Source organism: Afipia sp. GAS231 (genome assembly GCF_900103365.1).
Taxonomy (GTDB): domain Bacteria; phylum Pseudomonadota; class Alphaproteobacteria; order Rhizobiales; family Xanthobacteraceae; genus Bradyrhizobium.
Genome location: NZ_LT629703.1, coordinates 6,384,292 through 6,405,633, shown reverse-complemented (window position 1 = coordinate 6,405,633; position 21,342 = coordinate 6,384,292). Strand labels below are relative to the sequence as shown.

Annotated in this window: 20 protein-coding genes; 14 read left to right on the top strand and 6 right to left on the bottom strand. The window is 63.5% G+C overall.

Annotation, left to right across the window (positions count from 1 at the left end; all coding sequences use genetic code 11):
- Nucleotides 1-12: 12 nt before the first annotated feature.
- Nucleotides 13-1,875, bottom strand: a complete 1,863-nt coding sequence (locus BLS26_RS30085; protein ID WP_092516117.1) for an acetyl-CoA hydrolase/transferase C-terminal domain-containing protein — start codon at nucleotides 1,873-1,875, stop codon at nucleotides 13-15.
- A gap of 98 nt (nucleotides 1,876-1,973) precedes the next feature.
- Nucleotides 1,974-2,825: a LysR substrate-binding domain-containing protein gene (locus BLS26_RS30080; protein ID WP_092516116.1), complete on the bottom strand. Its 852-nt coding sequence runs from the start codon at nucleotides 2,823-2,825 to the stop codon at nucleotides 1,974-1,976.
- 144 nt (nucleotides 2,826-2,969) lie between these two features.
- Between BLS26_RS30080 and BLS26_RS30075 the strand changes: the two genes are divergently transcribed.
- The 7 genes from BLS26_RS30075 to BLS26_RS30045 all read left to right on the top strand — a co-directional run bounded on the left by BLS26_RS30075 (nucleotide 2,970) and on the right by BLS26_RS30045 (nucleotide 8,715).
- Complete coding sequence (locus BLS26_RS30075) at nucleotides 2,970-3,257, top strand: DUF1330 domain-containing protein (protein ID WP_092516115.1); 288 nt, start codon at nucleotides 2,970-2,972, stop codon at nucleotides 3,255-3,257.
- A gap of 36 nt (nucleotides 3,258-3,293) precedes the next feature.
- A complete protein-coding gene (locus BLS26_RS30070) occupies nucleotides 3,294-3,914 on the top strand; it encodes a glutathione S-transferase family protein (RefSeq protein WP_092516114.1) in 621 nt (206 codons plus the stop codon).
- Between the two features lie 366 nt (nucleotides 3,915-4,280).
- Complete coding sequence (locus BLS26_RS30065) at nucleotides 4,281-5,699, top strand: TolC family outer membrane protein (RefSeq protein WP_092516113.1); 1,419 nt, start codon at nucleotides 4,281-4,283, stop codon at nucleotides 5,697-5,699.
- A gap of 130 nt (nucleotides 5,700-5,829) precedes the next feature.
- Entirely contained in the window at nucleotides 5,830-6,801 is a 972-nt protein-coding gene (locus tag BLS26_RS30060; protein WP_157676620.1) for an alpha/beta fold hydrolase, read from the top strand.
- Nucleotides 6,802-6,835: 34 nt separating this feature from the next.
- A complete protein-coding gene (locus tag BLS26_RS30055; RefSeq protein ID WP_092516111.1) occupies nucleotides 6,836-7,258 on the top strand; it encodes a hypothetical protein in 423 nt (140 codons plus the stop codon).
- Complete coding sequence (locus BLS26_RS30050; RefSeq protein WP_092516110.1) at nucleotides 7,251-8,351, top strand: hypothetical protein; 1,101 nt, start codon at nucleotides 7,251-7,253, stop codon at nucleotides 8,349-8,351. The genes BLS26_RS30055 and BLS26_RS30050 overlap by 8 nt, the downstream gene beginning before the upstream one ends.
- Nucleotides 8,352-8,379: 28 nt before the next feature.
- Nucleotides 8,380-8,715, top strand: coding sequence for a hypothetical protein (locus BLS26_RS30045; protein ID WP_092516109.1), 336 nt, complete (start codon nucleotides 8,380-8,382; stop codon nucleotides 8,713-8,715).
- 92 nt (nucleotides 8,716-8,807) lie between these two features.
- Here the strand turns inward: BLS26_RS30045 and BLS26_RS30040 are convergent, their stop codons facing one another.
- A complete protein-coding gene (locus tag BLS26_RS30040; RefSeq protein WP_092516108.1) occupies nucleotides 8,808-10,406 on the bottom strand; it encodes an FAD-binding oxidoreductase in 1,599 nt (532 codons plus the stop codon).
- Between the two features lie 131 nt (nucleotides 10,407-10,537).
- On the opposite strand from BLS26_RS30040, the gene BLS26_RS30035 reads away from it, so the two are divergent.
- Both BLS26_RS30035 and BLS26_RS30030 read left to right on the top strand, forming a co-directional pair.
- Nucleotides 10,538-11,101 (top strand): hypothetical protein, encoded by a 564-nt coding sequence (locus BLS26_RS30035; RefSeq protein ID WP_092516107.1) that lies wholly within the window; start codon nucleotides 10,538-10,540, stop codon nucleotides 11,099-11,101.
- Nucleotides 11,102-11,249: 148 nt separating this feature from the next.
- The gene (locus tag BLS26_RS30030) at nucleotides 11,250-12,218 is read left to right on the top strand and encodes an amidohydrolase family protein (protein WP_092516106.1); all 969 of its coding nucleotides are present in this window, start codon (nucleotides 11,250-11,252) and stop codon (nucleotides 12,216-12,218) included.
- Between the two features lie 5 nt (nucleotides 12,219-12,223).
- Here BLS26_RS30030 and BLS26_RS30025 read toward each other — a convergent pair whose 3' ends face one another.
- The 3 genes from BLS26_RS30025 to BLS26_RS30015 all read right to left on the bottom strand — a co-directional run bounded on the left by BLS26_RS30025 (nucleotide 12,224) and on the right by BLS26_RS30015 (nucleotide 18,213).
- Nucleotides 12,224-15,346 (bottom strand): efflux RND transporter permease subunit, encoded by a 3,123-nt coding sequence (locus BLS26_RS30025; protein WP_092516105.1) that lies wholly within the window; start codon nucleotides 15,344-15,346, stop codon nucleotides 12,224-12,226.
- A gap of 30 nt (nucleotides 15,347-15,376) precedes the next feature.
- Nucleotides 15,377-16,621 carry an efflux RND transporter periplasmic adaptor subunit gene (locus BLS26_RS30020; RefSeq protein ID WP_092516104.1) on the bottom strand — a complete coding sequence of 415 codons (1,245 nt, stop codon included), beginning with the start codon at nucleotides 16,619-16,621 and terminating at the stop codon, nucleotides 15,377-15,379.
- Nucleotides 16,622-16,827: 206 nt separating this feature from the next.
- A complete protein-coding gene (locus tag BLS26_RS30015; RefSeq protein ID WP_092516103.1) occupies nucleotides 16,828-18,213 on the bottom strand; it encodes a CoA transferase in 1,386 nt (461 codons plus the stop codon).
- A gap of 141 nt (nucleotides 18,214-18,354) precedes the next feature.
- On the opposite strand from BLS26_RS30015, the gene BLS26_RS30010 reads away from it, so the two are divergent.
- The 5 genes from BLS26_RS30010 (at nucleotide 18,355) to BLS26_RS29990 (ending at nucleotide 21,310) form a co-directional block, all read left to right on the top strand.
- Nucleotides 18,355-18,642 carry a hypothetical protein gene (locus BLS26_RS30010; protein WP_074826823.1) on the top strand — a complete coding sequence of 96 codons (288 nt, stop codon included), beginning with the start codon at nucleotides 18,355-18,357 and terminating at the stop codon, nucleotides 18,640-18,642.
- Nucleotides 18,643-18,886: 244 nt separating this feature from the next.
- Nucleotides 18,887-19,657 carry an SDR family NAD(P)-dependent oxidoreductase gene (locus BLS26_RS30005; protein WP_092516102.1) on the top strand — a complete coding sequence of 257 codons (771 nt, stop codon included), beginning with the start codon at nucleotides 18,887-18,889 and terminating at the stop codon, nucleotides 19,655-19,657.
- Nucleotides 19,658-19,873: 216 nt separating this feature from the next.
- The gene (locus tag BLS26_RS30000) at nucleotides 19,874-20,155 is read left to right on the top strand and encodes a hypothetical protein (protein WP_157676619.1); all 282 of its coding nucleotides are present in this window, start codon (nucleotides 19,874-19,876) and stop codon (nucleotides 20,153-20,155) included.
- A 125-nt stretch (nucleotides 20,156-20,280) separates the two neighbouring features.
- Nucleotides 20,281-20,784 (top strand): helix-turn-helix transcriptional regulator, encoded by a 504-nt coding sequence (locus BLS26_RS29995; protein ID WP_092516101.1) that lies wholly within the window; start codon nucleotides 20,281-20,283, stop codon nucleotides 20,782-20,784.
- Nucleotides 20,785-21,037: 253 nt separating this feature from the next.
- A complete protein-coding gene (locus BLS26_RS29990) occupies nucleotides 21,038-21,310 on the top strand; it encodes a PilZ domain-containing protein (protein WP_092516100.1) in 273 nt (90 codons plus the stop codon).
- The last annotated feature ends 32 nt before the right edge of the window (nucleotides 21,311-21,342 follow it).

Here is a 21,342-nt window from a genome sequence, read left to right as displayed (position 1 = left end):
GACGACGATAGATTATCGCGCCCCACTCCTCACCAGCGCCGCATTGACCAGCGCGCGATAGGCGCGCTCGGCCAATGTCGTCGGGCGGTCGAGCCCGAGCCGCGCCAGGCATTCGAGGCCGGCGGCATCCGGCGGCTGCGTCATGCCTTGCCAGAGTAATCCCGGCAGCTTCAGCGGCGTGCGCTGCGCCTCCTGCAATAGCTGCAACGCCGGGATCAGCCGCTGCTCGACGTCGGTAAAATCGCTGCCGAACGGAAACGACGGCAGCAGCCCGGTCTCGCGCGCGGGCTTTAGCGCCGCCGCGATCCGGTCCGGAAAATTCTCGCGATGGGCGGCCGGAATTTCAAAAGCCTTCGGCAGCTTGCCGGCATCCTTGGCGATCTTTGCCAGCTCGTTCTGGAAACGGGAATCCGTGACCTCTAACATCGCCGCGATGGTCTCGGCGTCGGACTTTCCCCTGGTGTCGGCGACGCCGTATTCGGTAACGAAGACATCGCGCAGATGCCGCGGAATGGTCTCATGGCCGTAATTCCAGCGGATGTTGGACTGCGTGCCCTCGCCGGCCTGCCGCGTCGCCTCCAGCGCCAGGATCGAGCGCGCGCCCTGCAGCGCGAACGCCTGCGCCACGAAATTGTACTGGCCGCCGACGCCGCTGACGACCTGACCGTCCTCGAGGCCGTCGGAGACCGCAGCCCCCATCAGGGTCGCCATCATCGCGTTGTTGACGAAGCGGGCATCCACGCGCGCGCGTCGCTTGGCATCTTCATCACCGTAAAGTTCATTGGTGAACGACACCGGCATCATCTGGATCCGCGCGATCTGCTCGGGCGGCATTTCGCGCAGCGCGCGATAGAACGATTTCGGCCCGAGGAAAAACGCGCCGTGCAGCATCACGCCATCGACGTCGCGCTTGAGAATGCCGGCCTCGATCAGGCCGAGAAACGCCTCGAACAGCATTTCGCTGACGCCGTAGAGACCTTTCTCGAATGGCCCGGTCTGCAGGCCTGCGAGCTGTTCGGTCCCGGGCGCGAGCCGCTTCATGATGGCGTGGAACTGATTGTTGTCGCGATGACGGACGATCAGTCCCTGCGCCAGCGCGTCGCCGGCCTGGCCGATGCCGATCTGCAGCGTGCCGCCGTCGGGCACCAAACCCGCCGCATGCAGCCCGATGGCGTATTTGGTGTCGCTGATCGGCTCGGCCGGCGGCGCGAACAGCGGAAAATCCGTCGCGGGACTGTCGAGCACCGCGGAAAATTCATCGCCCGGCAGATCGCCCAGGCCCGGCATGAACGGCAGTTCGGAATTGACCTGGCCGATCAGCTTGAACGACGCCTGCCCGTCGCTGCGGGCGCGCAGGATATCGAGCGTGGTGTCGGTGTTGCAGCTCAGGCTGTAACGCGTCGCGCCGTCGACCACGCGCTTGGCGACCAGTTGGGTGACGACATTGAGCCCGCGCGACAACAGGTAGGACGACGCATGGGTATAATTCGCGGAGATATAATGCTGCTGCGCATACGGCACGCGCAGCCACCTGCCCGCCAGGAAGAAAAACTCGATCACCTGGATATTCGGCGGCAGCGCTCCGGCGTGCAGCGCGCCGGCATAGGTCAGGTCCGGATAGCCGCCGAACAGCCGGTCGATGACAGGGCCGATGAAACGCTTCTCGAGCAAGCTACTCGGCTTCGGCTTTTCCAGCGTCAACGCGGAAAAGAATGTCAGGTTGATCGAGCGGTCAGCGACGGCGCGGGCGTAGAGCGCGTTGATGACGTGGTTAGCCTTGCCGAGCCCCAGCGGCAACCCGACCACGAGGTTGGTGCCGACATCACGGATGATGTCCTCCGCGATCGCCTCAGGGTCGGAAAACAGTTTTGGCATTGATGATCCGTCTGGCGCGACGCGCCGAATGGCTGATGGGATCGAGGAATCAAGTACCGCGCTTGAAGTTATGACACATCAAGCGGCGCCGGTTAGCACTAGCGTCGTAAAATCTCCGCCAGCGCCCGCACATTGGCCGAGCCTGCGCCCTTGCGCCAGATCAGAACGGTCTGCGCACAGTTCTCCTTTTTCGCCAGGGTATGAACGCTCAAACGTCTGCGTTCCGGAAATGTCGTCAGCACGCTTTTCGGGATCAGGGATATTCCCATGCCGGCGACGACGCAGCCGAGGATGGCGTGATAGGACGCCAGCTCGATGATGCGCTCGGGCATCTCCTGACGGCTGGCATAAAAATCCTCGAGCCGCTTGCGATGCGGGCAGCCGTGTTCGAACACCAGCACGCTGCGCGGCAGCCTGCCCTTGCGGCCGATCGGCGGATGGTTGGCGGGCGCCACGATCACCATTTCCTCGTCGAAGGCAAAACTCTTCTCGAACGGCAGGTCCGCGATCGGCTCTGCGACCAGCGCGGCGTCGAGTTCGCCGGCCAGGATCGCGCTGCCGAGCACGACGGGATTGCCGGTGCGCAGTTCCAGCACCACGCCGGGATGCCGCTTATGATACTCGCTGAGCAGCCCCGGCAACCGCACCGCCGCCGTGCTCTCCATCGCCCCTAACCGGAACGTGCCGCGCGGCTGTTCGTCATGCACGGCGCCGCGCGCTTCGTCGGCCAGCGCCAGCAGCCGCTCCGCATAGCCCAGCAAGACCTGACCGGCCGGCGCCAGGTGCAGCCGCTTGCCCTCGCGGATGAACAGCGTGACCCGCAGATCCTCCTCGAGCTGGCGGATGCGGGTCGTCACGTTGGACTGGACGCGGTGCAACCGCTCGGCGGCGCGCGTCACGCTGCCTTCGTGAACGACCGCGCTGAAGATCTGGAGATCGGACAGGTCCATTCATCTCTCCAATATTCATCTCTCTGTGAGATCAATAACATCATAATTATTCATTTTATGGGAACGAACATCCCGCGTAAAGACCACGGCATGCCGGCGATGCGCCCTGCCGTCGCGGCCGAGTGACCCCTAGGGAGAATGACCATGTCGAAAGCCTATTGGATCGTGCGCGTCTCGGTGCGCGACGAGCAGCGTTATCCGGAATACCTTGCCGCAGCAGGGCCGGCCTTCCAGAAGTACGGCGCAAAATTCATCGTGCGCGGCGGCGCGTTCGAGGCGATGGAAGGCACTGCAAGGGAACGAAACGTCGTGGTCGAATTCGCCGATCGCGCGACGGCGGACGCCTGCTACCGCAGCCCGGAATACACGAGCGCAAAGGCGATCCGGCAGAAATATGCCGACGCCGACTTCATCATCATCGACGGCGCCTGAGACCAACGCCGCTCTCTACCTCGACGGAACATCGCCATGCTCAAGCTGTATTATGCCGCCGATACCTGCGCGCTGGCGTCGCACATCGCGCTGAACGACGCCGGCGCGGACTACACGATCGCGCGGATCAGTTTTGCCAATGAAGAGCAGCGCAAGCCGGAATATCTGGCCGTTAATCCGAAGGGCCGCGTTCCCGCGCTGGTCACCGACAGGGGTATCCTGACGGAAACGCCGGCCATCCTCGCTTTCATCGCGCAAAGTTATCCGAGCGCCCGTCTGGCGCCGCTGGACGACCCGTTCCGGTTCGCGCAGGTACAAGCCTTCAACCTCTACCTCTGCGCGACCCTTCATGTGGCCCATTCCCACCGCATGCGCGGGGCTCGCTGGGCCGATGACCCCGCCTCGATCGCGGACATGCAGCGCAAGGTGCCGGAAAGCGTCGGTGCCTGCTACCGGCTGATCGAGGACAACCTGCCGGCCGGGCCATGGGTGATGGGCGAGACCTACACGATCTGCGATCCCTACCTGTTCACGATGGCGCAATGGATGGAGGGCGACGGCGTCGACCCGTCCCGGTTTCCGAAGGTCCGCGATCACCGCCGCCGGATGTCGGAGCGGGCGCAGGTTCGCGCCGCCATCGCCGAGGAACTGGCCTGAACATGAACGGCTGACTGGGCGCGGTCGGACCCCGTTACTTTTCGTCCTTGATCGCGCGGCTTTCGGTCGCGTAAGGGTGACGATTCGCCGCCAAATTCGCGGGGCCCAATGCCCGGAAGCCCGGCCGGTAGGTCCTGCAAGCAACACCCCGCCACGAAAGGTTCGAAACCGTGCCGGTTATGCACCGGATGGTTTGCTTGCGGCCACGCCCCCGCCTAAACAGGAGAGGTTGGGTCGTCGGCGGGGGCGGACGGCTTGAGCGTGATCCGGAAAAGTGGATACCGGTTTTCCGGATCACGCTCAAAAAGGAAGGATAGAGCGGGATGGCTTAAGGGCCATCCCGCGCTGGGTTGGTTGCAGGATCAAATGGTTGGGCGTGCCGCTAGGGTTGGCCACGTGGGAGGGCGCGTGCTTCGAGCGGGCATTTGCCTTGGCGTGCTGACGTGCGCCGCATTTGCCGCGGCCCCTGCCCGCAGCGAGGGCCTCCCGGAGGCGCTGGCCAAGGCCTACCAGACCAATCCGCAGCTCAATGCCGAACGGGCGCGCCAGCGCGGCACCGACGAGAACGTGCCGCAGGCGCTGTCGGGTTACCGGCCGCAAATCATCGCCAGCCTCTCCGCCGGCCTGCAGGCGGTCCGCAACCTTCTCCCTGACAACACGATGCAGTCCGCGACCCTGAAGCCCTGGACCATCGGGGTCACCGTGACCCAAACGCTGTTCAACGGCTTCAAGACTGCCAACAGCGTGCGCGTGGCGGAGCTGCAGGTCAGTTCCGGACGCGAGGCGCTGCGCAATGTCGGCCAGGGCGTGCTGCTCGACGCCGTCACCGCCTACACCAATGTGCTGGCCAACCAGGCGCTGGTCGAGGCGCAGCGCGCCAACGTCGCCTTCCTGCGCGAGACGCTCGGCATCACCCAGAGGCGTCTCAACGCCGGCGACGTCACCCCGACCGACACCGCGCAGGCCGAAGCGCGCTTGAACCGTGGCCTCGCCGATCTCAACGCCGCCGAGGTCGCCCTCGCCGTCAGCCAGGCGACCTACACCCAGGTGATCGGTAATCCACCGACCCTGCTGCGTCCGGCCGAAACCGTGGACCGTTTCAACCCGCGCAGCCGCGACGACGCGACGGCCCTGGCGTTCCGGGAGCATCCGGCCGTGGTGGCGGCAGGCTTCGATGTCGACGTTGCCTCGACCTCGATTCATGTGGCCGAGAGTAGCCTGATGCCGACCATTACGCTGCAGGGCAACGCCAGCCGCAGCAAGCAGTCGGATCCCTCGCTGACCACCTTCGGGACCGACCAGGCGTCGATCACCGGCTTGCTGACACAACCGATTTATGACGGCGGTCTCGCCGCCTCGCAGACCAGGCAGGCCAAGGAAGTCGCGGCCCAAAGCCGGCTGGTGCTGGATCAGGTCCGCAATCAGGCCCGCACCGCCGCTGTTGGAGCCTGGGTTGCCAATGAAGGCGCCAAGGTCGCGGTGACCGCCTCCGAATCCGAAGTCCGCGCCGCCACCGTCGCGCTGGCGGGCGTGCAGAAGGAAGCCGCCGGCGGCCAGCGCACCACGGTCGACGTGCTGAATTCGCAGCAGGACCTGATTTTGGCCAAGGCGCGCCTGATCGGCGCCCAGCGCGACCGCATCATCGCCTCCTATACGCTGCTCAGCGCCATCGGCCGGCTCGACGTCAAGACGCTTAGCCTCAATACGCCGGACTACCTGCCCGAGGTGCATTACCATCAGGTGCGCGACGCCTGGCACGGCCTGCGCACGCCGTCGGGACGGTAGGTCGCATCCGTTGGCGGCTATTAACCGGGCGCTGAACATATCCGGCTCTTTCGCGACTAACTACCCGCGTTCACTTAAGTTTGCGCCGGTTGCGCGATCCGAATTTGATCGATCGATTCTGCGAGGTTTTGTGGTTTCAAACATTCTGCGCTGGTCGGTGAGAGGTCTGCTGATCCTGCTGGCGTTGCTCGTCCTGACGATCGCAGCCTTTCGCTTGGCCGCGTCGATCCGCGAAACCGGCACGCGCGCTGACCTCGCGCCGCGTTCCGGCCATCTGGTGCCGACGCGTTCCGGCGGCGTATTCGTGCAGGAAAAGGGACCGGCAGATGGCATTCCCGTCGTGCTGTTCCACGGCACCGCTGCGTGGAGCGAACTGTGGCGGCATACCAGTGACGCGGTGGCCGCGGCCGGCTTCCATGTCATCGCGGTCGATCTGCCGCCGTTCGGCTTCTCCGATCGTCCGGGCACGTACACACGGGCTGACCAGGCGGCGCGCATCAACGACGTACTGATAGCACTCAAGGCCGCACCGGCCATCATCGTCGGCCATTCGTTTGGCGCGGGTGCTGCGACCGAACTCGTGATGCGTTATCCGGACCGCGCCCGCGCCTTGATACTGCTCGATGCGGCGCTCGGGCTGACGGCCGCGCCGTCAGACGCGCCATGGGTGATCCAGCCGAAATGGATTCGTGAGATCCTGGTCTCGCTGAGCATCACCAATCCGGTGGCGACGAAGACGCTGCTCGAAATGCTGATCGCGAAGAAAGAGCGTGCGCTGCCGGAATTTGTCGCCATCCTGCAACGGCCGATCGCGCAACGCGACAGCACCGCCGACATCGCCGACTGGCTGTATTATTTCCTCGGCTCCGATCGCGACGCTCTCAGCGCGGATCGCGGCGCCTATGCGCAGATCAAGGTTCCTGCAGCGATCCTGTGGGGCGACAAAGACAGCGTCACCCCGGTCGAGCAGGCGCTCGACCTGCGAACCTTGCTGCCGCCGCAAACCAGCCTGACGCTGCTGCCGGGGCTCGGTCATATTCCGCAGATCGAAGATCCCGATGCCTTCAACGACGCCCTGCTCAAGACGCTCGGAAAACTCTAAACTCCAGATAGATTCGAACCCGCCCGGAGACATCATGGACATCATCAGATTGTGCGCCTGGGGTTATGCCGCCCTGCTCGGCTTTGTGATCCTGACCGGATACGTTCCGGCCTTCATCGACGCCAACGACATGATCTTCGGCCTGTTCCGCCGCACCTGGTATGCCGACGGGCTGCATCTGGTTTCGGCGCTGTGGGCGGCCACCGCGGCGCTGACCTCGCGCCGGGCCTCGGAATTGTTCTTCCAACTGTTCGGCGTGTTCTACTTCGCCGATGGCGTGCTCGGCCTGTTGACCGGCAGCGGCTATCTCGACTTCGGTATCCTGATCAACGGCATTCGCGACCTGCCGCTGATGACGCGGGTGTTCACCAACGCGCCGCATCTTGGCCTCGGCGGCGTCGCGATCCTGATCGGTTACCTGCTGGCCCCGCGGACGCGAGCCGCCGTCCATGCTTAAATGGCTGCGGCGCATCCTCGTCGTTGTCGCGATCCTGATCGTGCTGCCGGTGCTTGTACCGCTCGCCTATATCGAGGGCGCCTGCCGCCCGGCGTCGGTTGCCGCAGCACCCGGCGCACCGGCCGCGACTTTGCCCGCGATCGATGAGGCGGGCTATCGGCGCAAGGCGAACAATACATTCTTCACCTTTCCGGAATGGTACATCGTCTATTCGTTCGAGGATTTCGGCCGCTTCCTCGACCGCTCCAGCGAAAGTCATTTCAACTATCTCGGCCATATCTTCGGCTTCTGGCGCAGCTTCTGCACCATCAACCGCGCGGTGCCGCCGATGGGAGAGTCGCTCGCTGATGTGAAGACCATGATCTACGTGATCGGCATCAGCTATTCGGCCGAGTACGCCATCAAGGGATTTTACGAAAACACCATCGGCCGCGTGTTCGAATGGATCAGGGGCGAGACGCGCACGCCGCAGGATGAATACGCCCGCGCGGTGCTGCAGGATTATGCGGCGTTCCTCTACACCATCCCGTGGTACAAATATCCGTTCCGCGACAAGCTCGACGGCTTGATGGCGATTACGAAGCCGACGCCAAGCCCATTGCGGACCTGGGAGCGCGACTTCGCGCTCGGCACCGAATATTATCTCAAAACCGGTTACGCCTCGCTGATCCAGAAGGCGCTCGATGCCGGTGGCGACGACGAGCCGCGCGACATCATGTTCGCGGTGGCGACCTTGCCGCCGGATGTATTGGCGAAAGAGCCGCGCCTCAAGCCGATCCGCACCCTGACGCCGCAATGGCAGCTGGTGCAGGCGCCGCGCTACAAGGACCTCACCGAGATCCTGCAGGGCTTGCTCGATCAGGGCTATGGCTTTGCTGAAATCGCCGGGAATCACGAAATCCTGATCACGGTGATCGCGCCGGACGCCGCCAAACTCGATATCACGGATACGACGGAACTGTTCTCGCTGGAACTCGATGCGCGACCCGGCTTCCGCCGGGCCGGCCTCAAAGTCAGAATCGACCGCCTGGTGGACATCAATCGCGACCTCAAGGCCAAAGGCGTGAGCATTGAGCACTTCTATGATTACTGACGGACGCGTTCGAAGCGGGTTGCCGCGCATGCGCCGCATCGCCGGCGCGATCGCGCTCGTCGTGTGCGGCTGGCTTGTCGTCGTCATCGCGTTGACGTTCGGATCGGCGCCCGGAAAATCGATGGCGGTGATCGGTCCGCCGTCGCAGACGCTGGCGGTGATCACGAAAGCGAATGGCCGCATCCTCGCCGCCAGCGACTACGTCACCATCGCACGTTCCGACGAGGCCGGCTTCGTCGCCCGCCTCTACGCCGCCGGCGCGCTGCTGGTGCTGGACGCCGAACAGGCCGGCGGCTGCAGCGGATTGCCGCCCGCTTCGTCATTGCGAGGAGCGCAGCGACGAAGCAATCCATCTATCAGCTAGCCAAGGTCTGGATTGCTTCCGCCTTCGCTCTTCGAGCTTCGGCGGACAAGTCGCTTCGCTCGCAATGACGTGGAGAGGGCTTGCTCCGCCCCTTACGATGCGTACTTTTGATAGAACGTATTGGTGAACAATTCCGCCGGATCGTATTTCTTCTTTGCCGCAAAGAAGTCGTTGATCTGCGGATACGACCGCTGCAACTGGTCGCGCGAATAATAGAGCTGGTAGGGCAGGAAAAACCGGCCCTTGTGCGCGATGGTGAGATCGATCAGTTCCTCCGTCGCCTTCTTCATCCGCCGGTTGCCCTCATCGTCGGTGGTCTGGTTGATGTAGAGCACCAGCGAGAATGCCGGCTCCGGCGAATAGGTCAGGAAATTGTCTTCCTGATGCACGATGCGCACCGACGCATTCAACAGATTGGTGTTGTTGTCGGTCAGCACCTTGCGCATGCCATCGACAAAGGCGACGAACTGGCTGCGCGGGATGAAGTATTCGTGCAGGATATCGGTGTCGTTCGGCAGCGAGTTGCGCAAATACGGCACGGAATCGTGCATCGGATCGTTACGGCTGACCAGGCAGGCTTCCGCCGAGCCGATCGCCTGCGCCCGCGTCACCGTGCAGGTCTCCATCCGGTGCTCGATGTTCTTCTCGGAGAACCATTTCATTTCCTGGAACAACGGGCCCTGCTTGGACAGGTTGACGGTCAGCCGCCGCAGCTTGATGCCGCTGACCTCGCCCAGCGGCTCGCGCTTGAAATCGGTGCCGTCGACCTTGGTGTAGGTGTAGAGCAGCATCTCCTTCAGGAACGAGCTCGGCGCGGTCGAGAGATGGCCATACATCAGGCCGATATTACCGTCCTTCTCGATCTCGCCCGCGAAAAGTGCCGGAAATTCCTTGTAGTCCAGCAGGCGCCGCCCGGTCTGGTAGACCAGGTTGTCGGCGATATCGAGCTCGGCCTCGACGATGACGCCGAACAGGCCATAGCCGCCGACCACGAGGTTGAACAGGTCCGCATTCTCGGTCGCGGACACCGTCTTCTGCGAACCATCCGCCAGCATCACGCGCATCGACTTGATCGACTTGCGAAGCGCGCCGGCCTGATGGTCCATGCCGTGGGCGTTGACCGAGATCGAACCGCCGACGCTGAAAATATCGGTCGACTGCATGGCGCGGACCGCAAACCGCGGATGCAGCACGTTCTGAATCTCGTGCCAGGTCGCGCCCGGCTGCACGGTGACCGATCGTGAACTCTCGTTGAGGACGATCTTGTTGAAGCCGCGCATGTCGAGCACGATGCCGCCCTTGCGGAACGCCTGCCCGCCCATGCTGTGGCGGACGCCGGCCGTCGTGACCGAGAGCTTGTTGTCGCGCGCGAAGGCCAGCGTCTTGGCAATGTCGTCGACGCTGTGCACGTCGACCACGCCGTAGATTTCGGTCTTGTTGAGGCAGCTGGCGTCGTTGATGGCGCCGCCGAGCTGCGACCACTTGACGTCCTTGAGCGGTGCAATCGCCCTGATCCGCTCGATATCGATCTTCGCCTGCTCGCCGCCGCCGACCGCGGGCCCGCAATCCTTTTCGCCGGCGGGATCGGCAGCCAGCGCCTGAAGTTTGCGGTAGCCGTAGATGCTCGACAGCACCACGACCACGGCGGCAACGGAGACGCCGGTTTTGAACTTTTGCGACAATTTTTGCATAATTGATTCCAGATGATGCCGGATATTCCGGGCGGGCGGATCATTAGTCAAATCGGAGCAGCGTCCGGTTCGATAATCCGGCTCGCGTTACCGAACCGATAAGCCAGTGAGCAGAAGGCCTTGGCATTGCGATGAAGAGCTGCCGCATTCACATCATGGGCGCATCAGGCGCAGGCGTCAGCACCCTCGGCCGCGCGCTCGCAGGCGCGCTCGCGCTTCCGCATCACGACACTGACGATTATTTCTGGCAGCCGACCATCCCGCCGTACCGCGCGATGCGTCAGGCGGACGACCGTCTGCGACTGATGCGCGAGGTCTTCCTGCCCCGCGCGGGCTGGATCCTGAGCGGATCGCTCAACGGCTGGGGTGATCCGCTGATCCCGGATTTCGATCTGGTAGTCTTCGTGGTCACGCCGCGCGAGATACGGTTGCAGCGCTTGCGCGCCCGCGAGGCGACACTTTTCGGCGCAGATACGATTGCGCCCGGTGGCTGGCGGCATCAGGAGACCGAGGAGTTCGTCGACTGGGCGGCGCGGTACGACGATGATGTTGGCGTAAGCCGCAATCTGGCGAAACATCAGGCCTGGCTTGCGGCACTGTCCTGCCCGGTGCTGCGGCTGGACGGGGCACAGCCGCTGCCGGAACTGGTCGGCGAGGTCAGCCGCGCGATCGGCGGTCAGGCCGCTTCCGCTTAGCGGCTGCCCTTCCCGCGCCCCGTTTCCCTCTATAGTCTGCCGCGCAAGACCGTGGCGGCGCAACGCCCGGCTTTGGGAGCGCGCTTGAGAGAACGGGCAACACGCCCGGTCAAGACATCAACAATCAACGTATGCCGGGAGAACGCCAATGCTGACGCGACGCAGTATGATGCTTGCCTCCATCGCGGCCGGAGTGACCATGAACAGCAAGACCGCATCGACCAAGGCGGCGCAGCCGGCGACGCCGGTGAATTTCGAAATCCCCGCCGGGGCCTGCGACTGCCACACCCATATCCACGGCGATCCCGCAAAATTTCCGTTCTTCGCCGGCCGGGTCTACACGCCGGAACTGGCCTCGCCCGAGGAAATGTCCGGGCTGCACAAGACGCTGAAGATCGAGCGCGTGGTGATCGTGACGCCGAGCGTCTACGGCCCGGACAATTCATCGACGCTGTACGGAATGATGGCGCGCGGCGCTTCCGCGCGCGGCGTCGCCGTGATCGACGACAAGACGCCGGAGAGCGATCTCGACACGATGCAGAAGCAGGGCTTTCGCGGCATCCGTCTCAATCTTGCAACCGGCGGCGTCAACGATCCGACCGTCGGCCGGCCGCGCTTCTCGGCGGCGGTCGAGCGCGTCAAAGCGCGCGGCTGGCATGTGCAGCTCTTCACCAGTCTCGCGATGATTTCCGCGATCAAGGACCTGGTCGCGGCCTCTCCGGTCCCGGTCGTGTTCGATCATTTCGGCGGCGCGCAGGCAGCGCTTGGGGTCGGCCAGCCGGGCTTTGCTGACCTCGTCGAACTCGTGAAGTCCGGCAAGGCCTATGTTAAAATCTCCGGCGCCTATCGGGCCTCGAAAAACGGGCCGGACTATGCCGACGCCACCCCGCTCGCCCAGGCGCTGATCGCGGCGAATGCCGACCGCATCGTCTGGGGCACCGACTGGCCGCATCCGGATTCAGTCACGCCGGCCGGCAAGCAGATCACCGACGTCACGCCGCTGTTCCAGATCGACGACGGCCGGTTGTTGAACCAGCTCCCGGTGTGGGCGCCGGACGCCGCGATCCGCAAGAAGATTCTGGTCGACAATCCCGCGCGGCTTTACCGGTTCGGCTAAAGAGGCTAGCGCGCGCGGCGCGAGAACACCGAGATCAGCACCGGCAACGTCACCAGGATGACGAGCGGGGCCAGCATCATGCCGGTGACGACCACGATCGCCAGCGGCTTCTGCACCTGCGAGCCGATGCCTTCCGAGATCGCCGCCGGCAACAGCCCGATGCCGGCGACGGCGCAGGTCATCAGCACCGGCCGCAACTGCAACTCGCCGGTGCGAATAACGGCCCGGATCCGCTCGTAGCCTTCGTCGATCAGCTGATTGTACTGCGACAGGATGATGATGCCGTCCATCACGGCGATGCCGAACAGCGCAATGAAGCCGATCGCCGCCGACACGCTGAAAGGAATCCCCGAGATCAACAGCCCGAGCACGCCGCCGAAGATCGCCATTGGGATCACAGTCATGACGAGCAGCGTATCGACCATCGAGCCGAAATTGAAGAACAGCAGCACTGCGATCAGCGCCAGGCTGATCGGGACCACGATCGACAGCCGCTTGATAGCGTCCTGCAGGTTGCCGAATTCGCCGACCCACTCGACCCGCGATCCCGGCGGCAGCTGGACGTTGCTTTCGACCTTGTCCTGCGCTTCCCGGATCGCGCTGCCGAGGTCGCGCTCGCGGACCGAGAACTTGATCGGCAGATAGCGTTCCTGCTGCTCGCGGTAGATATAGGCGGCGCCCGAGATCAGCTTGATCGAGGCCACTTCACTCAGCGGAATCTGCGTAATCGCACCGTTGGCCCCGGCGACGCCGATACGCAGGTTCTGGATCGCCTCGGCACTCTTGCGATATTCCGGCGCGAGACGAATGATGATCGGGAAATGCCGGTCGCTGCCGGGCTCGTAGAGATCGCCGGCGGTGTCGCCACCGACCGCGACTTTGATCGTGGCGTTGATGTCGCCCGGCGCCAGGCCATAGCGCGCCGCGCGCGCGCGATCGATGTCGATCTGGATGGTCGGCTGACCGAGCGAGGTGAATACCGCAAGATCGGTGATGCCCTGCACGGTGGCGAGCTGAGCCTTGATCTTGTTGGCGGTGTCGGTCAGCGCCTGCAGGTCGTTGCCGTACAGCTTGATCGAGTTCTCGCCTTTGACGCCGGAGACCGCTTCCGAGACGTTGTCCTGCAGATATTGCGAGAAGTTGAATTCGACGCCCGGGAACTTGTCCTGCAGTTCCTTCAGCAACTGGCCGGTCAGTTCTTCCTTGTCATGAGTACCCGGCCATTCGCTGGCCGGCTTCAGCGGCGCGAAAAACTCGGCATTGAAGAGACCGGCGGCATCGGTGCCGTCGTCCGGTCGGCCGTGCTGCGACACCACGGCTTCCACCTCGGGCCGTGCGCGGATCACCCTGCGCATCTCATTGACGTAGGTGTTACCCTCCTGCAGCGAGATGGTCGGCGGCAGCGTGGCCCTGATCCACAAATTGCCCTCTTCCAGCTTAGGCAGGAACTCCAGTCCCAACAGCCGCGCGAAGACGACGGTCATCACGACCAGAACCGCGGCGCCGGCCATCACGATATTGCGGTTGGATATCGCCCAGTTCAGCACCGGCACGTAAAGCGCGTCGAGCTTCTTCACGATCCAGGTTTCGGTCTCGTCCAGATGCGAGGGCAGGATGATCGCGCTCAATGCGGGCGTGATCGTAAAGGTCGCCAGCAGGCCGCCGGCCAGGGCATACGCGTACGTACGCGCCATCGGCCCGAAGATGTTGCCCTCGACGCCGCTCAGCGTGAACAGCGGCAGGAACGCGGCAATGATGATCGCGGCGGCAAAGAAGATCGAGCGCGACATATCAGCGGCGGCGGAGAGGATGGCGTGGTTCTTCATCCCCATGGTCGTCTCATAGGAAATATGGCTGCGCTCGGCTTCCGACAGCGCGGTGGTTTGCGACAGCCGCCGGAAGATCGCCTCCACCATGATCACGGTGGCGTCGACGATCAGCCCGAAGTCGATGGCGCCGACCGACAGCAGATTGGCGGACTCGCCGCGCAGCACCAGGATGATGACGGCAAAGAACAGCGCGAACGGTATCGTGGCGCCGACGATCAGCGCGCTGCGGAGATCGCCGAGGAAGATCCATTGCAGCAGCACGATCAGGAGAATGCCGACCACCATGTTGTGCAGCACGGTGTGGGTGGTGAGATCGATCAGGTCCTTGCGGTCGTAGATGCGCTCGATCTTGACGCCGGGCGGCAGGATCGATGACTTGTTGATCTGGGCGACGAGATCCTCGACGCGGGTAATGGTCGGCGAACTCTGCTCGCCGCGCCGCATCAGCACGATGCCCTGGACGATGTCGTCGTCCTGGTCGAGCCCGGCGATGCCGAGCCGCGGCTTCTCGCCGACGGTCACCTGGGCGATGTCCTTGACCAGCACCGGGTTGCCGCCCGATTGCGACACCATGGTGTTGTTGAGATCGTCGATCGAACGGATCAGGCCGACGCCGCGCACCACGGCAGACTGCGCGCCGATGTTGACGGTATTGCCGCCGACATTGATGTTGGCGTTGCTGACGGCCTGCAGCACCTGCGGCAATGTCAGCCCGTTGGCGACCAGCTTGTTGAAGTCGACCTGCAATTCATAGGTCTTGGTCTTGCCGCCCCAGCCGGTGACGTCGATGACGCCGGGCACGGCGCGGAAGCGGCGCTGCAGCACCCAGTCCTGCAGCGTCTTGAGGTCGAGCACGCTGTAGTTCGGCGGCCCCTTCAGCCGGTAGCGATAGATTTCGCCGATCGCGCTGAGCGGTGAAATGCCCGGCAACACGTTGCCCGGCAGCGGCGCCAGCTGCGACAGACGGTTCAGCACCTGCTGCAGCGCCTCGTCATAGGTGTAGTCGAAGGAGAACTGCAGTTTGACGTCGGACAGGCCGTACAGCGAGATGGTGCGGATGGTGCGCAGGTTCTTGATGCCGGCGACCTGGGTCTCGATCGGGATGGTGATGTAGCGCTCGATCTCTTCCGACGACAGGCCGGGGCTTTGCGTCACGATATCGACCATCGGCGGGGTCGGATCGGGATAGGCCTCGATGTTGAGCTGCTTGAATGCGATCAGGCCGCCGACGAAAACCGCGACGAACATGCCGACCATCAGGTAACGGCGGCTGACTGCTAGGGCGACAAGGCGATCCATTCAGACCGGAGCTTTCAGTGAGCGAGGGAATTAGCTGCCGGACGCAGCCCGGTCGATGAAGAGGCTGCCCTTTGTAACGATCTGTTCGCCGGGTTTCAAATTGCCGACCACCTCGACGAGATCGCCGTTGATAAGGCCGGGCTTGATCTGGCGCAGCTCGATCGACTTGTCCTCGTGCGCGACCCAGATCCGGACCTGGTCGCCTTCGTAGATCAGTGCCTGCTTCGGCACACCGACCGCGGGATGATCGATGGCCGATAGCAGCGTGACGTTGGCGAACATCTCCGGCTTCAGGGCGCCGTCCTTGTTGTCGATGGTGGCGCGGACCAAAAGCCGGCGCGTCGCCGGATCGATCGCTGCGGCGACGTAATTGATACGCGCCTTGAGCGCCCGGCCGGGCAGCGCCATCACGCTGAAATTGAGATCCTGCTCCACCGAAACATTGGCGACATCGGTCTCGCGGACAAACGCCGTCAGCCAGACCGTCGAGAGATCGCCGATGATGTAGACGGGATCGCTGGCGCCGGTGGAGACGTATTGGCCGGGGCCCGCCTTGCGCTGAACCACGGTACCGGAGATCGGCGAGAACACCGTGGATTCCGGATTGATCCTGCCTCTTTGCCGGAAGGTAGCGATTTCATCGTCGGTGAAACCCAGAATGCGCAATTTGTTGGTGGAGGCTTCCAGCGCCGTTTGCATGGAACGCAAATCGTTCTGAGCCTGGATCAACGTGGCCTGGCTCTGCTGGTAGTCCTTCAGCGGAACGGCCTTGCCTTCGAACAAGTCCTTGGCGCGCGTATCCTGGATCTTGGCGAGATCCAGCGCCGACTGCGCCTTGTTCATGCCGGTCATTGCGGCGATGTAGTCGTTTTGCGCCTGCACCGTGTCGGCGGCTTCAATGACGAACAGCGGCTGTCCCTTGGTGACGCTGTCGCCGGGCCGCACCAGCAATTTGGTGAGCCGGCCGGTATAGGGCGAGAACACCGGCGTCGAGCGATCCTCATCGATCGCGATCTTGCCCTCGGTGACGTATTCCGCCCGGAACGCCCGTTCGGTGACGGGCTGGATGGTCAGGCTGGCCCATTCGGCCGGGGTCGGCGTATAGCGCTGCAATCCCTTGCGGGACTGGCTGGAGACCTCCGAATGCTTGGGCTTGGTGTCGCCGATTTGGGCGTAGCCGTAGGCGCCCGCGCCGGCAAGGGCCAGCACGGCCACGGTTACGGTCCGTTGCCGTCGGCTAAACATCTGCAATCTCTTAAGAAAATCGGTAAGCATGCGGCCCGGGTCAAGTCAGCGTTGATTCCGGCGGAGACTGCCTCACCGGTGCGCTAATAGTGCCCAATTGATGTTTCAAACAACCTAAAAAACGCCGATAGGCTTAGCGTTTGAGGTTAAAGTTTGTAGATGACGGCCTGAATACGGGCTGAACAACTGGAGCCCGATCGGTTCTGATGCGCCAGAACCGGGACGCTCTGCCCGCGCTACGGCCATTTTGGCGGATGACTGCCGAGCGGCATCGCCGGGCGGGCCCAGAACGCCGGGGTTTTCGACAGAAGCGCCGAATGGCTGACCGACTGCAGCGGACCGAAACCGGACGGCACCTGCTCAATAAAGGGGGTCACGGCGTCTGCCTTGAGATCTGATATCGCCAGGCCGTCGTTGACCCGGCCGAGATTCCACAGCCACCGCCCGGTCCCGGCCAGCGACACCTGGACGTGCCAGCTTCCGCCCTCACGCGCCTGGCGCGCTTTGGCCATCATGGCGCCGAACGCCATAAAGTAACCGGTGGCGTGGTCGAGCATCTGCGCCGGTAATTCTTTTGGCCCGTCGAGGCCGGCTGCCTGCCCTTCGGCATGGTTGAAGCCGGTCGTGGTCTGCACCAGCGAGTCGAAGCCGCGGCGCTCCGCCCACGGCCCGGCATGACCATAGGCCGACAGCGTCACATAGACGATGCCGGGACTGATGTGGGCTGCTTCCTCCGGCGAAAAACCGAGAGCGGCGATCGCGCGCGGCCGGTAGCCTTGCGAGAAAATATCCGCATCCGCGAGCAAATCGCGCAACACACCGCAGCCCTGCGCGCCCTTCAGATCGACAAAACCCGTCAGCTTGCCGCGTCCGGTGTCGATGGTGAGCCAGGGGATCGCCGGCAGATCGGGGCTGGAGATCAACAGCACGTCGGCGCCGTGGGCGGCGAGCGTACGTCCGGCGACCGGCCCCGCGATCACGCGCGACAGATCGAGCACGCGGATATCAGACAGCGGACGATCGCCCGCGGGCCATGGTTTTGGCGCCGCCTCGCCGATTTTCGTGATCGAGATCAGCGGCAATTGCGCCAGCGCCTTCGCGTGCGGCGTCGCCGACCATTGGTCGTGCGAACGCATGAAGGCGACGACGCCGCCGTCGGCATAGGCCGCGGTCTCGAACGCCTCGCCATCCCACTGCATCAGCGCGGCCTGCACCTCGTCGCGCTCGGCCTTGCAGCTCAATACCCGGCAGACGGCGTCGCGGTGATGGGGAAAATTGGTGTGCAGCCGCACGAAGCCGTCGCGCACCTTGTAGACTCCCGCGATCGCATCCCAGGCCGGCGGCGGCGGCTTGCCGTCGACGCGCAGATAACGCTCGCTCCGGCACTCGACCACGGCATGGCGCATGTCGACCGCCACGTCCTGGCTTTGGCCACTGCGCAGTTTCCAGATTTCGGCGGCCGCGAGGCCCGTCGCGGCAACGCTGACCCCTGCTGCGGCGGCGACACGAAACGAAGACGGCAATTGCGCCTCGTCCCCGGTCAACCTGACCGCGGCGAGTGCGGCCGGATCGCCGCCGACCGACGTCCAGACATCGGCGAGGATTTCTGTTGCGCTTTGCATTACCGCTCCTCTTTCCTAAGCTATAGCGTTTTCGAGCGAAGCATGCCCTCGGACTTGATCCGGGGGTGGACACCGGTTCGCGTCAAGAAAACGCGTCAAAACAAAACTGAAAATATTTGCCCGACCATGGAAGGAACTGCAATGGCTGCCATCGATCCCGTGACGGCCGGGGCCGTCCTGCTCGCAACCGCCGCGACGGACGCGGTCTACGTCATGTTCACCTCGGCGGTGGTGGCGCGCAAGCGCGTGCCGGCGGCGACCTGGAGCAGCGTCTGGTATCTGCTGTCGTCCTATGCGGTGATCAGCTACACCGAAAACTGGGTCTATGTCGCCTTCGCCGCTGTCGGCTCATGGCTCGGCGCGTTTGCGTCGATCACCTTTTTGCACCGCCCGCCCGGAGGCCCGCCGGTCGGCGCGGCGCCGGAGTAGACTCGTGCCGTCATTGCCTGCAACAAACGCGAAGCGTTTGTGCAAGGGAGCGAAGCGACGAAGCAATCCCGCCTTGCCACACGAAAAAAGAATGGATTGCTTCGCGGAGCCTGTCATCGGGCGCGCATTCGCGCGACCCGTTGGCTCGCAATGACGGAATCAAATTCGCACAGCGGAATACCGGCGATTTGAGCCGCGCAGCCTTAACCGCTACACTGGCTGCACCTCAACAAAGGAAAATAAAATGGATCTCGGATTGAAGGGACGAAACGCGGTCGTGCTCGGCGGCACGCGTGGCATTGGACGGGCGATTGCCGACACGCTGGCCGGCGAAGGCGCCGGCGTTGCGGTCTGCGCGCGCAACGCCGATCAGGTCGCAAGCACGGTTAGCGAACTGAAAGCCAAGGGCGTGAAGGCCACCGGCGCTTCCGTGGACATCACCGATGGCGCAGCACTGAAATCGTGGATTTCCGCCGCTGCAACGGAGCTCGGCGGCATCGACATGCTGTTCTCCAACGCTGGCGCGATGTCGCAAGGCAGCGACGCCGCGGGCTACGAGCAGAATTTCCGGCTCGACGTGCTCGGCGCCGTTAACGCCTTCGAAGCAGCTCGGCCGTTCCTCGAAGCCAGCGGCGCCAAACACGGCGACGCCGGCGTCATCATCATTTCATCGGTATCGGCAGCGGTCGCCGACAACACCAGTTCATACGGCCCGATCAAGGCGGCGCTGATCCACATGGCCAAGGGACTGGCGCGGCAATACGCGTCCAAGAAAATCCGCGTCAACGTGGTGTCGCCCGGCACGGTCTATTTCAAGGGCGGGGTCTGGCACAAGCGCGAACTGGAAATGCCGAAAGTCTTCCAGGGTGCGCTCGAGCGCAATCCGCTGGGCCGCATGGCGACGCCGCAGGATGTCGCCAACGCCGCGGTATTCCTGGCGAGCCCGGCCTCCTCGTTCACGACCGGTTCGAACCTGATCGTCGACGGCGCGATTTCGAACCGCGTGAACTTCTAGCGACAGTCGGGCAAAGGCGCATTTGCGCCTTGCCCGCTTTGCGGAGCTGCCCGCATACCCGTCTTTTGGCGAAGCCCTGGATGGCTGACGTTTCGCGTTGCCCTGTGTCGGTCTGAAATTATTTCAGAACGCTCTCGAACCCGTTTGCATCCGGCCCCGTCAAACTTCCGTGCGAGCCATTCCGGTATCGCCGAACCACGGGAATGGAGAATTCACATGTCGATAAGAAAGACATTATCCGCGGCCGTGCTGGGCACTGTCGTTGCGATGAGCGCCGCGGCTGCCAATGCCAATACCTTTTCGCCGCATATGTGTGATGGAGCCGTGTCGATGCGCGCGTGCGGGAACCACCTAGCCTATCTGGAAACACTTGTTCGTGCACGCCGCGGCGACACGCAACCGACCGCGCAAACCCTCGATCCCGGCGCGCTTCGCGATGCCGGCGGTGGCGGAGGTGGTGGCGGCGGCGGAGGTGGAGGCGGTGGCGGCGGTCGCTAAGTCAAACTGAATTTCGCTGAACGATCAAAACGCCGCCGGAAAAACCTGGCGGCGTTTCGAGGCATGGTTCACGCTTTTGCGTGGCGCTCTACGTAGCACCGCAAGCGGAATTGCGCGGCTGGGCCATGACGCGGAGCGTCACCTGCCGGTCGACATCCTCGCGCGCGGGGCTCGTCGGCCGCCGTCGCGCCGATTTGTCCGTTGCCTTCCACGCCACCAGCATCATGGCGCGGGCGCCTGCGAGACGCGGGACGCGCGGCCGGAAGGGCTTGAGTGAGCCAGGCGACTCTTCGGCGGGCCGGCTGAACTTCATGAAGGCCGATGTTCTCAGAAATCTGGACAAGAACGATCTGACGATCGAAAGCATCGCCAGGACGAACGCCCTCAGCGCACGACAGGCACAACGCCTGTTCGCTTCCTTGGGCACGACGTTTTCGGAGTTCGTTCTCGAACAGCGGCTGCTGCTGGCGCGCAGGCTCCTGCTGCATGAGCAGAGCCGCCATCGCAAGGTCAGCGATATCGCCTATACGGTCGGCTTCAACGATCTATCGTATTTCCATAAATCGTTTCGGAGGCGGTTCGGCGTTACGCCGGCCGACATGCGGGCGGAGCTCGCCCGCGAGCATTGAAATCGACCGCAGCCTCCCGAAAAGAGCTCGGCAAGCATCTTCCTGGCACAAATCGCTAAATTTGGAAGCAATGCGCTAAGGCGACTTTACGAAATCCCCGTCAATCTGCAGCCTGTTGCTACGGTCGCCCGAGCCAATCGGTTCTTGGAACGGAGTTCCGATGTTTTATTTCGACACGTCTTGCTCGACACAAACCGATATCCATTTCGCTCGAAAACGCCATAGCGATTGGGTCTAACGACGGATAGTCATCATGGCTGTTGATGAACTGCGGACAAAGACACAGCGCGAACCGCGACGCCAGATGAACAAGCGGCCGGCCTGGTTCACGCGCGATGACGGCATAACCCGAATTGAATGCTACGTCCTGGATGTCTCACCGGGCGGCGCCAAGATCATGACCGACGCCGCCATCGATATCAGGGACAACTTCGTGATGGCTGTGATGCCGGAGCGTCCGAAGCGTCAGTCCTGCGAGGTGGTCTGGCGCCGCGGCCGGACCTACGGCGTGAAATTCCTGAGCTGAGACGCCATCTCCCCTTCCTCCTCTCCGCGTCA

Excerpts from the sequence above, each read along its gene's own strand:
- BLS26_RS29990 (WP_092516100.1), top strand. The coding sequence starts at position 21,038 with ATGGCTGTTGATGAACTGCGGACAAAGACACAGCGCGAACCGCGACGC.
- BLS26_RS30070 (WP_092516114.1), top strand. The coding sequence starts at position 3,294 with ATGCTCAAGCTGTATTATGCCGCCGATACCTGCGCGCTGGCGTCGCAC.
- BLS26_RS30080 (WP_092516116.1), bottom strand. The coding sequence starts at position 2,825 with ATGGACCTGTCCGATCTCCAGATCTTCAGCGCGGTCGTTCACGAAGGC.
- BLS26_RS30005 (WP_092516102.1), top strand. The coding sequence starts at position 18,887 with ATGGATCTCGGATTGAAGGGACGAAACGCGGTCGTGCTCGGCGGCACG.
- BLS26_RS30025 (WP_092516105.1), bottom strand. The coding sequence starts at position 15,346 with ATGGATCGCCTTGTCGCCCTAGCAGTCAGCCGCCGTTACCTGATGGTC.
- BLS26_RS30085 (WP_092516117.1), bottom strand. The coding sequence starts at position 1,875 with ATGCCAAAACTGTTTTCCGACCCTGAGGCGATCGCGGAGGACATCATC.
- BLS26_RS30040 (WP_092516108.1), bottom strand. The coding sequence starts at position 10,406 with ATGCAAAAATTGTCGCAAAAGTTCAAAACCGGCGTCTCCGTTGCCGCC.
- BLS26_RS30075 (WP_092516115.1), top strand. The coding sequence starts at position 2,970 with ATGTCGAAAGCCTATTGGATCGTGCGCGTCTCGGTGCGCGACGAGCAG.
- BLS26_RS29995 (WP_092516101.1), top strand. The coding sequence starts at position 20,281 with ATGACGCGGAGCGTCACCTGCCGGTCGACATCCTCGCGCGCGGGGCTC.
- BLS26_RS30065 (WP_092516113.1), top strand. The coding sequence starts at position 4,281 with ATGGTTGGGCGTGCCGCTAGGGTTGGCCACGTGGGAGGGCGCGTGCTT.
- BLS26_RS30055 (WP_092516111.1), top strand. The coding sequence starts at position 6,836 with ATGGACATCATCAGATTGTGCGCCTGGGGTTATGCCGCCCTGCTCGGC.
- BLS26_RS30035 (WP_092516107.1), top strand. The coding sequence starts at position 10,538 with ATGAAGAGCTGCCGCATTCACATCATGGGCGCATCAGGCGCAGGCGTC.
- BLS26_RS30050 (WP_092516110.1), top strand. The coding sequence starts at position 7,251 with ATGCTTAAATGGCTGCGGCGCATCCTCGTCGTTGTCGCGATCCTGATC.
- BLS26_RS30020 (WP_092516104.1), bottom strand. The coding sequence starts at position 16,621 with ATGCTTACCGATTTTCTTAAGAGATTGCAGATGTTTAGCCGACGGCAA.
- BLS26_RS30015 (WP_092516103.1), bottom strand. The coding sequence starts at position 18,213 with ATGCAAAGCGCAACAGAAATCCTCGCCGATGTCTGGACGTCGGTCGGC.
- BLS26_RS30030 (WP_092516106.1), top strand. The coding sequence starts at position 11,250 with ATGCTGACGCGACGCAGTATGATGCTTGCCTCCATCGCGGCCGGAGTG.
- BLS26_RS30000 (WP_157676619.1), top strand. The coding sequence starts at position 19,874 with ATGTCGATAAGAAAGACATTATCCGCGGCCGTGCTGGGCACTGTCGTT.
- BLS26_RS30010 (WP_074826823.1), top strand. The coding sequence starts at position 18,355 with ATGGCTGCCATCGATCCCGTGACGGCCGGGGCCGTCCTGCTCGCAACC.
- BLS26_RS30045 (WP_092516109.1), top strand. The coding sequence starts at position 8,380 with ATGCGCCGCATCGCCGGCGCGATCGCGCTCGTCGTGTGCGGCTGGCTT.